General features: G+C 73.9%; 16 protein-coding genes and 1 pseudogene. 10 read left to right on the top strand and 7 right to left on the bottom strand.

Features of this window, described 5'->3' with window-relative positions; translation table 11 throughout:
- The first annotated feature begins 172 nt into the window (after nt 1–172).
- Together ASG36_RS05650 and ASG36_RS05645 are read left to right on the top strand one after the other, a co-directional pair.
- Nucleotides 173–400 (top strand): hypothetical protein, encoded by a 228-nt coding sequence (locus tag ASG36_RS05650; RefSeq protein ID WP_055760502.1) that lies wholly within the window; start codon nt 173–175, stop codon nt 398–400.
- Nucleotides 397–2,043 (top strand): AMP-binding protein, encoded by a 1,647-nt coding sequence (locus ASG36_RS05645; protein WP_055760499.1) that lies wholly within the window; start codon nt 397–399, stop codon nt 2,041–2,043. Before ASG36_RS05650 ends, ASG36_RS05645 begins: the two co-directional genes overlap by 4 nt.
- On the opposite strand, the gene ASG36_RS05640 is transcribed toward ASG36_RS05645, so the two are convergent.
- From ASG36_RS05640 to ASG36_RS05630, 3 genes are read right to left on the bottom strand one after another with little or no spacing between them, the layout of a single operon-like run.
- Nucleotides 2,040–2,345 (bottom strand): hypothetical protein, encoded by a 306-nt coding sequence (locus ASG36_RS05640; RefSeq protein WP_055760497.1) that lies wholly within the window; start codon nt 2,343–2,345, stop codon nt 2,040–2,042. The two genes, ASG36_RS05645 and ASG36_RS05640, sit on opposite strands and share 4 nt — an antisense overlap.
- A gap of 34 nt (nt 2,346–2,379) precedes the next feature.
- Nucleotides 2,380–2,721, bottom strand: a complete 342-nt coding sequence (locus tag ASG36_RS05635) for a DUF202 domain-containing protein (protein ID WP_055760494.1) — start codon at nt 2,719–2,721, stop codon at nt 2,380–2,382.
- Nucleotides 2,722–2,726: 5 nt separating this feature from the next.
- The gene (locus tag ASG36_RS05630) at nt 2,727–3,068 is read right to left on the bottom strand and encodes a YidH family protein (RefSeq protein ID WP_055760492.1); all 342 of its coding nucleotides are present in this window, start codon (nt 3,066–3,068) and stop codon (nt 2,727–2,729) included.
- 146 nt (nt 3,069–3,214) lie between these two features.
- Here ASG36_RS05630 and ASG36_RS23080 point away from each other — a divergent pair.
- A pseudogene (locus tag ASG36_RS23080) lies at nt 3,215–3,403 on the top strand (cold-shock protein); the annotation flags it as partial.
- Nucleotides 3,404–3,603: 200 nt separating this feature from the next.
- Here ASG36_RS23080 and ASG36_RS05620 read toward each other — a convergent pair.
- Complete coding sequence (locus ASG36_RS05620; RefSeq protein WP_055760484.1) at nt 3,604–4,083, bottom strand: DUF2771 family protein; 480 nt, start codon at nt 4,081–4,083, stop codon at nt 3,604–3,606.
- Complete coding sequence (locus ASG36_RS05615; protein WP_235494614.1) at nt 4,080–5,756, bottom strand: MFS transporter; 1,677 nt, start codon at nt 5,754–5,756, stop codon at nt 4,080–4,082. Before ASG36_RS05615 ends, ASG36_RS05620 begins: the two co-directional genes overlap by 4 nt.
- A gap of 82 nt (nt 5,757–5,838) precedes the next feature.
- On the opposite strand from ASG36_RS05615, the gene ASG36_RS05610 reads away from it, so the two are divergent.
- Nucleotides 5,839–6,642: a DUF3027 domain-containing protein gene (locus ASG36_RS05610; protein ID WP_235494612.1), complete on the top strand. Its 804-nt coding sequence runs from the start codon at nt 5,839–5,841 to the stop codon at nt 6,640–6,642.
- A 3-nt stretch (nt 6,643–6,645) separates the two neighbouring features.
- Here ASG36_RS05610 and ASG36_RS05605 read toward each other — a convergent pair whose 3' ends face one another.
- Nucleotides 6,646–6,855 (bottom strand): DUF2530 domain-containing protein, encoded by a 210-nt coding sequence (locus ASG36_RS05605; protein WP_055760477.1) that lies wholly within the window; start codon nt 6,853–6,855, stop codon nt 6,646–6,648.
- Nucleotides 6,856–6,956: 101 nt separating this feature from the next.
- Here ASG36_RS05605 and ASG36_RS05600 point away from each other — a divergent pair, with 101 nt between their 5' ends.
- The 5 genes from ASG36_RS05600 to thpR are packed head-to-tail and all read left to right on the top strand — an operon-like array spanning nt 6,957 to nt 11,372.
- Nucleotides 6,957–8,471 carry an NCS2 family permease gene (locus ASG36_RS05600; RefSeq protein ID WP_082522936.1) on the top strand — a complete coding sequence of 505 codons (1,515 nt, stop codon included), beginning with the start codon at nt 6,957–6,959 and terminating at the stop codon, nt 8,469–8,471.
- A 41-nt stretch (nt 8,472–8,512) separates the two neighbouring features.
- The gene (locus tag ASG36_RS05595; RefSeq protein WP_082522801.1) at nt 8,513–8,947 is read left to right on the top strand and encodes a MarR family winged helix-turn-helix transcriptional regulator; all 435 of its coding nucleotides are present in this window, start codon (nt 8,513–8,515) and stop codon (nt 8,945–8,947) included.
- A gap of 54 nt (nt 8,948–9,001) precedes the next feature.
- Nucleotides 9,002–10,327 carry an MFS transporter gene (locus tag ASG36_RS05590; RefSeq protein WP_055760474.1) on the top strand — a complete coding sequence of 442 codons (1,326 nt, stop codon included), beginning with the start codon at nt 9,002–9,004 and terminating at the stop codon, nt 10,325–10,327.
- 35 nt (nt 10,328–10,362) lie between these two features.
- Entirely contained in the window at nt 10,363–10,821 is a 459-nt protein-coding gene (locus ASG36_RS22170; RefSeq protein WP_162245169.1) for a hypothetical protein, read from the top strand.
- Complete coding sequence (gene thpR, locus ASG36_RS05580) at nt 10,818–11,372, top strand: RNA 2',3'-cyclic phosphodiesterase (RefSeq protein WP_082522935.1); 555 nt, start codon at nt 10,818–10,820, stop codon at nt 11,370–11,372. The genes ASG36_RS22170 and thpR overlap by 4 nt, the downstream gene beginning before the upstream one ends.
- Here the strand turns inward: thpR and ASG36_RS05575 are convergent.
- Entirely contained in the window at nt 11,360–12,328 is a 969-nt protein-coding gene (locus ASG36_RS05575; RefSeq protein ID WP_055760468.1) for an aldo/keto reductase, read from the bottom strand. The genes thpR and ASG36_RS05575 overlap by 13 nt on opposite strands.
- A gap of 27 nt (nt 12,329–12,355) precedes the next feature.
- Here ASG36_RS05575 and ASG36_RS05570 point away from each other — a divergent pair, with 27 nt between their 5' ends.
- Nucleotides 12,356–13,180, top strand: coding sequence for a thioesterase family protein (locus ASG36_RS05570; protein ID WP_055760467.1), 825 nt, complete (start codon nt 12,356–12,358; stop codon nt 13,178–13,180).
- The last annotated feature ends 64 nt before the right edge of the window (nt 13,181–13,244 follow it).

Genomic DNA, 13,244 nt, shown 5'->3' with positions numbered 1-13,244 from the left:
CCGGGGGTCTCCAGCGGGACCTCCGGCTCGTCCGTGGCGCCGTCCGCACCACCTCCGGCACCCCACCCCTGAGCGGGGGTGGCGTGGGGTGTCGCGGCCGGGGTGGGATGCACGGGAAGATGACCCTCGAGCGGCCCGCACCCACGAGCGGGCTCGAGCACCGGAGGCGACCGTGGCCAAGAAGAACGAGAAGCACGCCCACCTGGTGGAGCCCACCTGGGGCCAGTCCGAGGACGGTGGCCCGCCGCTGACCGAGCTGGTCAGCGAGATGACCGGGTCCCTGTCGCCGTTCGGTGAGGACCACGCGTTCCCGCTGCCCGCCGACCGGCTGCGCTACGCCCACCCGACCGACAAGCCCAACCGCGCCGGCGTCCAGCTCCGTCCGGGCGAGAAGGCATGACCGCCCCCGCGCTGCCGTCCTACAGCAGCGGCACCTCCTCGGTGCCCCTGCTCGGCGACACCATCGGGGCCAACCTCGACCGGACGGCGGCGCGGGTCGGCGACCACGAGGCACTCGTCGAGTGCGCGACCGGTCGCCGCTGGAGCTACCCGCAGCTCGTCGACGACGTCGACGCCTGCGCGCTCGGCCTGGACGCCCTCGGCGTGCAGAAGGGCGACCGGGTCGGCATCTGGGCGCCCAACTGCGCCGAGTGGGTCTTCGTCCAGTACGGCACCGCCAAGCTCGGCGTCGTCCTGGTCAACATCAACCCGGCCTACCGCACCCACGAGCTGTCCTACGTGTTGAAGCAGGCCGGCATCTCGGTGCTGGTCGCGGCCCCGGAGTTCAAGACCAGCGACTACCGGGCGATGGTCGCCGACGTGCGCGGTGACTGCCCGGACCTGCGCGAGGTCGTCTTCCTCGGCGACCCGGAGTGGGAGCAGCTGATGGCCACCGGCCGGGCCGCCGACCGGTCGCTGCTGGCCCGCCGCGAGGCCGAGCTGTCCCCGGACGACGCCATCAACATCCAGTACACCTCGGGGACGACCGGCTTCCCGAAGGGCGCCACCCTCACCCACCACAACCTGCTCAACAACGGGTTCTTCGTGGGGGAGGGCTGCAGCTACACCGAGGCCGACCGGGTGTGCATCCCGGTGCCCTACTACCACTGCTTCGGCATGGGGATGGGCAACCTGGGCTGCACCTCGCACGGCTCCACGATGGTCATCCCGGCGCCCGGGTTCGACCCCGCGCTGACCCTGCAGGCCGTCATGGACGAGGGGTGCACCTCGCTGTACGGCGTCCCCACGATGTTCATCGCCGAGCTCGCGCTGCCGGACTTCGCCTCCTACGACCTGTCCAGCCTGCGCACCGGGATCATGGCCGGCTCGCCGTGCCCGGTCGAGGTGATGAAGCGCGTGGTCGCCGAGATGCACATGGAGCAGGTGACCATCGCCTACGGGATGACCGAGACGTCCCCGGTGTCCACCCAGACCGGCGCGGACGACGACCTCGACCGCCGCACCGCCACGGTCGGGCGCACCCACCCGCACCTGGAGAGCAAGGTCGTCGACCCCGAGACCGGTCTGACCGTGCCCCGCGGGACCACCGGTGAGCTCTGCACCCGCGGCTACTCGGTGATGCTGGGCTACTGGGACGAGCCCGCCAAGACCGCCGAGGTGCTCGACGCCGCCCGCTGGATGCACACCGGTGACCTCGCGGTGATGGACGAGGCCGGCTACGTCAACATCGTCGGCCGGATCAAGGACATGGTGATCCGCGGCGGGGAGAACGTGTACCCGCGCGAGATCGAGGAGTTCCTCTACGCCCACCCCGACATCACCGACGTGCAGGTCATCGGCGTCCCGGACCAGAAGTACGGCGAGGAGCTGATGGCCTGGGTGCAGCTGCGCCCGGGCGCCGAGCCGATGACCGCCGAGGCGCTGAAGGCCTACTGCACCGGCAAGCTCGCGCACTACAAGGTGCCCCGCTACGTCAAGGTCGTCGAGGCGTTCCCCATGACGGTGACCGGCAAGGTGCGCAAGGTCGAGATGCGCCAGGTCTCCAGCGAGGAGCTCGGCCTCACCGAGGTCGCGACCGCCTAGCGGGCGAGGCGGGTGATCGCCTTGGACAGCAGGTTGCCCACGACGACCCACACGATCGCGGCGATGAGCGCGTTCACCGTCTCGGCGATCTTCGGGTCCTCGGGGTTGAACAGGTCGACGGTGAACCACCCCAGGTCGTCGCGCACGCCCGCGGTGAACTGCACCAGCGGGTTGGCCGGGTTCGCCTCGAAGAGGGTGAACACCGCGTAGAGCACGATCAGCCCGCCCACCACCGAGGTGACCAGGCGGATCGCCGCGGCCAGGGTGGTCACGACGCGGGACGCAGCGGTGCGGACAGCCATGCCGGGCATCGTCGCATCCGGCGGCCCCCGGGAGCTACCGGCCGGTAACGTCCCCGGTCCGCCCGGCCAGGTCGACGGCCAAGGCGGCGACGGCGGTGAGGACGACCAGACCGGTCGCCCACCGCACCGAGGTCCGGTCGGCACCGGGTCCCGCGGTCTCCGCGGCCTGCCGCACGCTGCGGGCCCGCCGGGGGGCGAGCACCCCGAGCAGGGTGAGCCCGACCAGGGCGACGAGCCCGGCGGGCAGTGCCAGCAGCGGCTGGTCGCGCACCACCGCCGTCCGCACCAGCAGCGCGGCCACCACCAGCGCGGCCAGCCCGGTCCGTTGCCAGGCCAGCGCGGTGCGGGCCGGCTGGGTCTCCCCGGCGCGGCGCACGTCGGTCAGCGGACCGCCTCCACGACCACCAGCACGAGCACCAGGACGACGAGGGCCGCCAGCGCGCCGGTCACCCAGCCGGCGATCGCGCTCACCGGCAGCGGCTCGTCCGCGGCGATCGCCGCCTCGGCCTGCGACCATCGGCGGTACCCCAGCAGCGCGGTCAGCAGGCCGCCGGCCATGAGCCCCACCGACACTGCCAGGCTGCCTCCCGGGACACCGAGCTCGGGCACGAACTGGGCCACCGCGACCCCGCCGGCGACCAGCGCGAGAGCGGTCCGCAGCCAGGCCAGCAGGGTGCGCTCGTTGGCCAGGCTGAACCGGTAGTCCGGGTGGGGCGCGGGCACGCGGCCAGGGTAGGGCGGGGGGCGCAGAACCCGCGGGCCCGGCGGGTCGGCGCCGACTACGGTGGGACGACGGCGGCCCGGAACCGGGCCGCCGTCCTGCGTCCGGCCCCGGCCGGCAACGACCCAGAGCGAGTGAGGGACCCGGCGTGCCCAGCGGCAAGGTGAAGTGGTTCAACCCGGAGAAGGGGTTCGGGTTCCTGTCCCAGGAGGGCGGGGGTCCCGACGTGTTCGTGCACCGGGACTCGCTGCCCGAGGGCACCACCGAGCTCAAGCCGGGCCAGCGGGTCGAGTACGGCATCGTCCAGGGCCGCCGCGGCGACCAGGCGCTGCAGGTGCAGGTGCTCGACCCGCTGCCCTCGGCGGTGGCGGCCACCCGGAAGAAGCCCGACGACCTGGTCCCGATCATCGAGGACCTCATCCGGCTGCTGGACACCGTCGGCAACGGCCTGCGGCACGGCCGGCACCCGGACAAGGCCTCGGCGGGGAAGATCGCCTCGGTGCTCCGCGCGGTGGCCTCGGACCTGGAAGGCTGAGGTCAGCCGGCGGGGGCCGTGAGGTCCCCGCCGGCCCGCACGAAGCCGATCGGCCAGGCGCCGGACAACCCGTCGCACTGGTCGTCCACGGAGTCCTCGACGAGCACCAGGTAGAACGCCGCCGGGACGACGTCGGAACTGTTGATGCCGGTGAACGTCGTGGTGTCGGCCTCGACGTCGACGGTGCCGATCGTCTCCTCCAGCTGGTCGTCGAAGACCTGCACGCTCCAGCCCCGTTCTGCGACGGCGGGGTCCACGCGCAGGGTGATGGTGCTGTCGGCCTCCACCTCCACGATGGGCGGGGTGACCTGGTAGCGCTGGCCCTCCCCGCCCAGGCAGTACTGGGTCGGCTGGACCTCGACGGTCTGGTTGCCGGCCTGCACCCGGGCGGTGGGTGCGGTGTCGGGGGTGTCGTCGCCACAGCCGGTCAGCACGACCGCCCCACCGGTCAGCGTCGCCAGCAGCAGCGCGCGTGCCCTCATCGTGTCCACTCCTGGTCTGGGGTCGCGGGCCCGTCGACCCGTCCGGTGCCGCCGCCCCGACGTCCGCGTCGGAGCAGGCCGCGACCGCCGGGCGCCCGGTCGACCCGGGGTGCCGGACGGGGCGGGCGCTGCCCGCGCAGCTGCCCCCAGAGAACCAGGCCCACCGCGAGCACCAGCAGGGAGGCCGCGACGGTGAAGCCCAGCCAGCCGATCGTGGGCAGCGCGATGCCCAGCGCACCACCGAACACCCAGGCCAGCTGCAGCAGCGTCTCCGACCGGGCGAACGCCGAGGCCCGCAGCGACTCCGGCACCTCGCGCTGGACGATCGCGTCGAGGGCGACCTTGCCCAGCCCGTTGGCGATCGCGGCCACCAGCGCGACCAGCCCGGCCATCGGCAGGCTGTAGAACACCGCGGCGCCCACCGTCACCACCGCCGCGACCGAGGCGGCGACCAGCACCAGCCGGTCGGGGCTGGTGGCCTGCAGCCGGGAGCCGATCGCCGTGCCGATGAAGCTGCCGATCCCGGCGGCCGCGGCGATGCCGCCCAGGGCCAGCGTGGCGTCCCAGGCGTCGTCGACGGTGGCCTGCACCAGGAACGCGGAGAAGATGGTGAGGAACCCGGCCAGCCCGCGCAGCGCCGCGGTGGCCCGCAACGCGGTGACCACGTAGGAGCCCAGCGCCCGGCGGCGGCGCTCGCCGGTGGCGTCGTCCCCGCTGGTGAGCACGTCGGCGGGCAGCCCGGGCAGGGCGACGTCGACCCGGTGCGGCAGCGCCACGGCCAGCAGCCCGGCGATCACGAAGACCGTGGCGGTGGCGTAGAGCAGCCAGTCGAACCCGGCGTACCGGGCGATCCCGGCCCCGATGCCGCCGAGCACCCCGGCGGTCAGCAGCCCGAACACCGAGAGCCGCGCGTTGGCCGAGGTCAGCGACATCTGCTCGGGCAGCACGCGGGGGACGACGGCGGCGCGCAGCACGTTGAGGCCCTTGGAGAGCACCAGCACCCCGAGGGCGGCCGGGTAGAGCCAGATCCCGTCGTAGTTGGCGGCCATCACCACCGCCAGCACGGCGCGACCGACCAGGCTCCCGGCCAGCGCCCACCGGCGGCCGCGCTGCAACCGGTCCAGCATCGGCCCGATCACCGGTGCGACCACCGCGAACGGCGCCATCGTCACCAGCAGGTAGAGCGCCACGTTGCCGCGCTGGGCGTCGGTGGAGGCCGCGAAGAACAGCGTGCCGGCCAGCGAGACGGCGATCATCGCGTCCCCGGCCATGTGCAGGGCGTTGACCCACAGCAGCCCGGCCAGCCCGCTGTCCCCGGCGCCGTCGGCCCGGCTGGCGGCGTTCACCCGACGCACCGCGGCCCCGGTGAGCTGCCTGGTGCGGCGGGCGGCGACCCGGGTGACGGTCACCTTCTGCGGCCGGGCGCCGAGCACCGTGGTCGGCTGGGTGGCCTCGACGGGGTCCGTCGGCGGCCGCCAGGTCTGCGGCGCGACGACGGGGGTGGTCACCGTGGGGGAGTCGTCACCGGGGCGGGCGGACGGCGCCACCGGCATCGGCCGGGTCTGGGAGCGGGGCACCTCGACCGGGGCGGTGTCGTGCCGGACCGCCGGGGACCCCGGGGCGCGCCGCAGGGCCCACCGCCGTCGTCGCGGGGGAGTGGAGGCGGACGGCACCGGTCCATGGTGCCCCACCCGGACGACGCTCCCGGTCACCTCGCCGCCCCCGCCCGGCCCCTGGTGGGGCACCATGGGGTGCGTGTCCGAGCCCGTGCCCACCCCTGTGCCCGCCTCCTCCTCCCTCGACGTGCTGACCGCCGCCGTCGAGGAGGCCCGGGCCGCTGCGGTCGAGGTGGCCGGCGCCGAGGTCGAGGTCGGGGACCACGTGGGCACCTCCCGCGAGGCCGAGGGCGACCCGGACGCGCTGGGCGAGGTGCTCACACACACCTTCGAGGCAGCCCTGCCCGGCTACGTCGGCTGGCACTGGGCGGTCACGGTCGCCCACGTCCCCGGTGACGCCGAGGTGACCGTGGACGAGGTCGTGCTGCTGCCCGGCGACTCGGCCCTGCTGGCCCCGGCCTGGGTGCCGTGGCACGAGCGGCTGCGCCCCGGTGACCTGTCCGTCGGCGACGTGCTGCCCTCCACCGAGGACGACCCGCGGCTGGTACCGGCCTACCTGGCCGAGGACGACGCCGCGTCCGACCCCGCCGCGATGGCGGTGGCCGAGGAGCTCGGCATCGGCCGCGAGCGGGTGCTGTCGGTCGAGGGTCGGCTCCTGGCGCTGACCCGCTGGACCGAGGGCGAGTTCGGCTCCTCGTCGTCCATGGCCCGGCACGCCCCCGGCCCCTGCGGCAGCTGCGGGTTCCTGATGCCGCTGGCCGGCTCGCTGCGCGGGGCCCTCGGGGTCTGTGCGAACGCCTACGCCCCGGCCGACGGCCGCGTCGTCCCGGTCGGCTACGGCTGCGGCGCGCACAGCCAGGCCACCCTGGAGGTCCAGGACGGCCCCCCGGCCGAGATCGTCACGTCCTCGCGCTACGACACCAACCAGTACGACCAGCTCTGACGTCTAGCGCTGGCCCTGCCAGCGCATGATCCCGAGGCCGCCGACGGCCAGTGCGATCGCGCACAGGCAGGTCCAGGTCCACACCCGGTCGACCCGGTCGCCGAGCAGCAGCACCACCACGAGCGCCACGACCCACAGGGCGATGCCCACGAGCACCACGCGGGCGGTGTCCACCCGCAGCGGGGGCGGTGAGGGACGGGTCGGGCGGGGCACGGTGCGAACAGTAGGGGGAGCGGCCCCGCGGTGTGGCACGCTGTCGCCGCTCGTCGTCCGACGCGCCGGGTGTCGACCCGGTGCCGCACCCGGGGGTCACCATGGCCGAGAAGTCGCGTCCCAGCACGAGCACACCCGCCGGGGACGACGCCGCAGCCGCGCGACCGGCCGGCAGCACCCGCCGGGGCACCGGCCCGAAGGTGCGCCCCAAGAACGGCCTCGACCGGTACTTCTCGATCACCGAGCGGCGCTCCACGGTCACCCGGGAGCTGCGCGGCGGCCTGGTCACCTTCTTCACGATGGCCTACATCGTGGTGCTCAACCCGATCATCCTGTCCGGCGCCGACATCGACGGCACGACGCTGCCCTTCGTCTCGGTCGCCGCCGTCACCGCGCTGGTCGCCGGGGTGCTGACGATCCTGATGGGCGTCGTCGGCCGCTACCCGTTCGCGCTGGCCGCGGGCCTGGGCATCAACGCCATCGTCGCGGTGTACGCGGCCACCCAGCTGACCTGGCCGGAGATCATGGGCCTGGTCGTGCTGGAGGGCCTGCTGATCACGGTGCTGGTGCTCACCGGCTTCCGCCGGGCGGTCTTCGAGGCCATCCCCGGCCAGCTCAAGACGGCGATCGCGGTCGGCATCGGCTTCTTCCTCACCATCATCGGCCTGGTCGACGCCGGCTTCGTCCGCCGCGCGCAGTCCGGCAGCGTGCCGCTGAGCTTCGGCATCGACGGGTCGCTGGCCGGCTGGCCGTTGCTGACCTTCGTCGTGGGCCTGGCGCTGACCAGCGTGCTCGTCGTCCGCAGGGTCCGGGGCGGTCTGCTGATCGGCATCGTGGCCACCACGGTCTTCGCCATCGTCGTCGAGGCGATCGCGAACGTCGGCTCGAGCAACGGCGGCACCAACCCGCGCGGCTGGGCGCTGCAGGTGCCCACGCTGCCGGAGAACATCGTCGAGCTGCCCGACTTCTCGGTGGTCGGCAACGTGTCGCTGTTCGGCGGGTTCTCCCGGATCGGCGTCGTCGCCGCGCTGCTCATCGTCTTCGCGATCATGATCGCCGACTTCTTCGACACCGTCGGCACGGTCACCGCCGTCGGTGCCGAGGGCGACATGCTCGACGAGGACCGCAACCTGCCCCGCTCCCAGCCCGTGCTGCTGGTCGACTCCCTGGCCGCCGCGGCCGGCGGGGCGGCGAGCGTCAGCTCGAACACCACCTACGTGGAGAGCACCGCCGGGGTCGCCGACGGCGCCCGCACGGGCCTGGCCAGCGTGGCCACCGGGGTGCTGTTCCTGGTGGCGGTGTTCTTCACCCCGCTGGTCCAGGTGGTGCCCTCGGAGGCAGCCGCCCCGGTGCTGGTGATCGTCGGTGCGCTGCTGATCAGCCAGATCCGCGACCTCGAGTGGGGCGACCTGTCGCTGGTCATCCCGGCGTTCCTCACCATCACGCTGATGCCCTTCACCTACTCGATCACCAACGGCATCGGCGCCGGCGTCCTGAGCTACGTGCTGCTGCGGGTCGCGACCGGCCGGCGACGCGACGTGCACCTGCTGATGTGGGTGATCGCGGTGCTGTTCCTGGTGTACTTCGCCCTCGAGCCGCTGCAGCAGCTGTTCTGAACCCGCTTTCCTTACCCGCCCTAAGTAGATAGGCTCCGCCCGTGGCTCGGACGACGCTGGACACCGCGGCGCTGGCCCACGACCTGCGACTGGCGGTCATGCGGTTCTCCCGCCGGCTGCGCAACCAGCGGGTCGACACCTCCGTCACCCTCACCCACCTCGCGGCGCTGTCGACCCTGAAGCGGCACGGGGCGATGAGCCCGGGCGAGCTGGCCGGGCACGAGCGGGTGCAGCCGCCGTCGATGACCCGGGTGGTCGTCGCACTGGAGGGCAAGGGCCTGGTCACCCGCACCCCGCACCCCACCGACGGCCGGCAGGTGGTCATCGACCTGACCCCCGCCGCCGAGTCGCTGCTGACCGAGGAGGCCCGGGCCCGCGAGGCGTGGCTGTCGGGCCGGTTGCACGAGCTGTCCGCCGAGGACCGAGCGACGTTGCGGGAGGCCGCCCGGATCATGGACGACCTCGCCAGCGGCTGAGCGGAGCGCACGACGCCTGACACCCCGACCGCACCACCCGCGCGACGCGCGGGGATGTTCCGCGCGCTGCGGGTGCACAACTTCCGGCTCTACGTCTCGGCCAACCTGGTCTCCCAGACCGGCACCTGGATGCAGCGGATCGGCCAGGACTGGCTGGTGCTCCAGCTCTCCGGCGGCAGCGGCGTCGCCCTGGGCGTGGTGACCGCGCTGCAGTTCGCCCCCACGCTGCTCTTCAGCTTCTACGGCGGGGTGCTGGCCGACCGGTTCGACAAGCGCCGGCTGCTGATGGTCACCCAGGCGCTGATGGGCGGGGTCGCCCTCGTGCTGGCGGTGCTGGTGGCCACCGGCGGCATCCAGCTCTGGCAGGTGTTCGCCCTGGCCGCGGCCCTGGGGGTGGTCAGCTCGCTGGACACCCCGTCCCGGCAGGCCTTCGTCTCGGAGATGGTCGGCCGGGAGTACCTGGTGAACGCGGTCAGCCTGAACTCCACCGTCTTCAACGGCGCGCGACTGGTCGGTCCCGCGGTGGCCGGCGGGCTGATCGCGTTCGCCGGCGGCAACACCGCACCGGCGTTCTTCGTCAACGCGGCCAGCTTCGGGGCGACGATCGTCGCGCTGTCGCTGATGCGCGACGCCGAGCTGCAGCACAGCACCCCGGTGGCCCGGGCCCGCGGCCAGCTGCGGACGACGCTGGCCTACACCCGGGCGCACCCGGACCTGCAGCTGGCGATGCTGCTGGCCTTCGTCGTCGGCACCTTCGGGTTCAACTCCCAGATCACCATCGCGCTGATGGCCCGCGAGGTCTTCGGCCTGGGTGCGGGCGCGTTCGGGCTGCTGTCCACCGCCTACGCGGTCGGGTCGCTGTCCGGCGCGCTGCTGTCCACCCGCCGCGAGGCGCGGCCGCTGCAGCGCTTCCTGCTGCTGGCCGCCGGCGGCTTCGGGGTGCTGCTGGTGGTCAGCGGGCTGATGCCGACCTATTGGAGCTTCGCCGCGTTGCTGGTGCCCACCGGGGCGGCGGCGCTGGTGTTCAGCGTGGCCTGCAACTCCTTCGTCCAGCTGGGCGTGGACCCGCAGATGCGCGGGCGGGTGCTGGCGCTCTACTTCATGTGCTTCATGGGCGGGACGCCGGTCGGGGCCCCGTTGATCGGCTGGGTCTCGGAGACCTTCGGCGCGCCCTGGGGGCTGATCTCCGGCGGCGTGGTCGTGGTGGTCGCCGCCGTCGTCGCCGGGGCGCTGCTGTCCCGGGGCAGGCACGTGCGGCTCGAGGCGCACGTGACCCCGCCGAGCCTGCAGCTGCACGTCGACGCGCTGCCGCCGCTCGCCGCCGGGCTCGCGGACGAGGCCGACGGGGAGGTGCCTGGCGAGCAGCCCGTCCGCCGCTGATTGTGGGCCGGCCCACCGGGGCCTACCGTGCGGACGTGCCCTCGTTCACCACCGTCGCCGGCTCGTGGCCGGTGCAGCTGGGGCTCACCGTCGTCATGGTGCTGGTGGCCTGCTGGCTGATGGACCTGTCGATGCGCGGCTTCACCGGGCAGTGGCGGCGGGAGCGTCGCCGCCGGCCGGTGCGCTTCCGGGCGCCGCTGTCACGCACCCCGCCGGCCGAGCCCCGCCGCCGCGCGCTGCAGGCCGTCGCGGCCGACCTCCGGCGGCTGCGCCGGGAGCTCGCGCTGGTGTCCACCGGCGCGTCGGCCGCGCACCGGGCCGGGCTGCAGGCCGCCTACGACGACCTGCTGGTCGAGGCCGCCGAGGCCCTCGACGTGCCGCACCGGCTGCGCCAGACCGTCCCCGGCGAGGCCCGGGAGATGGAGCGGCTCCGGCTGGGCACCGCGCTGACCGATGCCGGGCTGGTGCTCGGCGACCCCGGGGCCCGCGGCTGAGCGTCGGCCGGCTCTTCGTCGCGGTCAGCCCGCCGGCACCGGTCGTCACCGCGCTGACCCGTGCCGTCGACGCCGTGCGGGACGCACCGGGCGCCCCGCGCTGGGTGAGCCCGGAGAGCTTCCACGTCACGCTGGCCTTCCTGGGCGACGTCCCCCGGGCGAGGTTCGCCGGGCTGATCGGTGCGCTGGGCCCGGTGGTCGCCGGGGCGCCGCCGATGACCCTGCAGCTCGACGGCGCGGGGCGATTCGGGCGTCGTCGTCCGCGCGTGCTGTGGGCCGGGGTGGTCGGCGACGTCGACGCGCTCTCGGTCGTCGCCGACCGGCTGGCCGCGGCGGCCCGGCACGCCGGGGTGCCGGTGGAGGACCGGCCGTTGGTCCCGCACCTGACCCTGGGGCGGTGGCCGGGGACGGCGCAGGCCGACCCGCAGCTCACCGACGCGCTGGTCGGGGAGCACGGGCCGGCCTGGGCGGTCAGCGAGGTCGTGCTGTGGCGGTCACCGCTGGGCCGCCCCTACGAGCGGGTCACCAGCTGGGCGACTCACCAGGCGTAGTCCTCCGGGGCGGTCTTGTGACCGGGGAAGACGTCGTCGAGGGCGGCGAGCTGGGCGTCGTCCAGGGTGATCTCGACCGCGGACAGCGAGGACTCGAACTGCTCCATCGTGCGCGGGCCGATGATCGGCGCGGTCACCGCGGGGCGGCTCAGCAGCCAGGCGATCCCGACGTCGGCCGGGGCCAGGCCCCACTCGGCGCACAGGTCCTCGTAGCGCTGCAGCTGCGGGCGGACCTCCTCGATCCGGGCCTGGTTGCGCTCGCTGGTGCGCCGGTTGCCCTCCTGCTTGGCCAGCACCCCGGCGAGCAGCCCGCCCTGCAGCGGGCTCCACGGGATGATGCCGATGCCGTAGTGCTCGGCGGCCGGCACGACCTCGCGCTCGATGTCGCGGACCAGCAGGTTGTAGATCGACTGCTCGCTGACCAGGCCGGTGAAGTTCCGGTTGCGGGCGGCCTCCTGCGCGGCGGCGAGCTGCCAGCCGGCGTGGTTGGACGACCCGACGTAGAGCACCTTGCCCTGCGCGACGAGGGTCTCGCAGGCCTGCCAGATCTCCTCCCACGGGGTCCTCAGGTCGACGTGGTGGAACTGGTAGAGGTCGATCCAGTCGGTCTGCATCCGCTTCAGCGAGGCGTCGCAGGCCCGCACGAGGTTGCGGGCGGACAGGAAGGTGTCGTTGGGCCAGTCGGTCATGGAGCCGTAGACCTTGGTGGCCAGCACCGTCTTCTCCCGGCGCTCGCCGCCCTGGGCGAACCAGGTGCCGAGGATCTCCTCGGTGCGGCCCTTGCCGGCGGCGAAGCCGTAGACGTTGGCGGTGTCGAAGAAGTTCACGCCCTCCGCGTGGGCACGGTCCATGATCGCGTGCGCGTCGGGCTCGGAGGTCTCGGGACCGAAGTTCATCGTGCCCAGGCAGAGTCGGGAGACCGACAGTCCGCTGCGGCCGAGGTGGGTCTGTTCCATGACCTCCACACTGGCACCCTGTCGGCCGTGCCGCAGAGCTTCGAGACCGCCACCGCGCTGACCCGCACCGACGCCGGCTTCACCGCCTCCCTGGACCCGGGGTGGGACGTCGGGGGCGGGGTGCTCAACGGCGGCTACCTGCTCGCCGTCGCCGCCCGGGCCGCCGTCGAGGTGTCCCCGCACGAGCACCCGGTGGCGCTGTCGGCCAGCTACCTGCGCGCCGCCGCCCCCGGGGCCGCGACGCTCACCGTCACCGCCGGTCCGGCCGGCCGGACGCTGCAGCACGCCGTCGTCGTCCTCTCCGACGCCACCGGCCCCGCGGTCTCGGTGCAGACGACGACGGCGACCCTGGTGCCGGGGGAGTCCTCCTACGCCGTCCCGATGCCGGCGGCGACGCCGGTGGAGGACTGCCTCTCCATCGCCGAGCACGCCCACCTCGCCCCGCCCGGGATGCCCGTGCCCGGGCTGTCCGAACGGGTGGACACCCGGCTCGACCCGGTCACCGCCGGCTGGGCACTGGGTGAGTTCTCCGCCAAGCCGGTGATCCGGGCGTGGGTGCGCTTCGCCGACGGCCGCGAGCCCGACCCGCTCGGCCTGGTCGCCTTCACCGACGCGCTGCCGCCCACCTCCTGGGCGATCGGGCAGCTCGGCTGGGCTCCCACCGTCCAGCTGCAGACCCTCGTCCGCGCCCTCCCGGCACCCGGCTGGTGCCTGGTCGAGGCCCGCGCCAACGAGATCGCCGGCGGCTGGATCGACGAGGACTACTGCATCTGGGACTCGACCGGCCGCCTGGTCGCCCAGTCCCGCCAGCTGGCCCGCTCGCCCCGGCCCAGCGTGGATCAGGTGACCTGATCCAAGACTGGCCGCCCTGTGCAACGTTGGTGAGGGCGGCCAGCTTTTGATCAGGTCACCTGAT

Source organism: Geodermatophilus sp. Leaf369 (assembly GCF_001424455.1).
In the GTDB taxonomy this organism is placed as follows: domain Bacteria; phylum Actinomycetota; class Actinomycetes; order Mycobacteriales; family Geodermatophilaceae; genus Klenkia.
This window is presented reverse-complemented; position numbering and strand designations above follow the sequence as displayed.

Excerpts from the sequence above, each read along its gene's own strand:
- ASG36_RS05645 (WP_055760499.1), top strand. The coding sequence starts at position 397 with ATGACCGCCCCCGCGCTGCCGTCCTACAGCAGCGGCACCTCCTCGGTG.
- ASG36_RS05640 (WP_055760497.1), bottom strand. The coding sequence starts at position 2,345 with ATGGCTGTCCGCACCGCTGCGTCCCGCGTCGTGACCACCCTGGCCGCG.
- ASG36_RS05620 (WP_055760484.1), bottom strand. The coding sequence starts at position 4,083 with ATGAGGGCACGCGCGCTGCTGCTGGCGACGCTGACCGGTGGGGCGGTC.
- ASG36_RS05600 (WP_082522936.1), top strand. The coding sequence starts at position 6,957 with ATGGCCGAGAAGTCGCGTCCCAGCACGAGCACACCCGCCGGGGACGAC.
- ASG36_RS05590 (WP_055760474.1), top strand. The coding sequence starts at position 9,002 with ATGTTCCGCGCGCTGCGGGTGCACAACTTCCGGCTCTACGTCTCGGCC.
- ASG36_RS05575 (WP_055760468.1), bottom strand. The coding sequence starts at position 12,328 with ATGGAACAGACCCACCTCGGCCGCAGCGGACTGTCGGTCTCCCGACTC.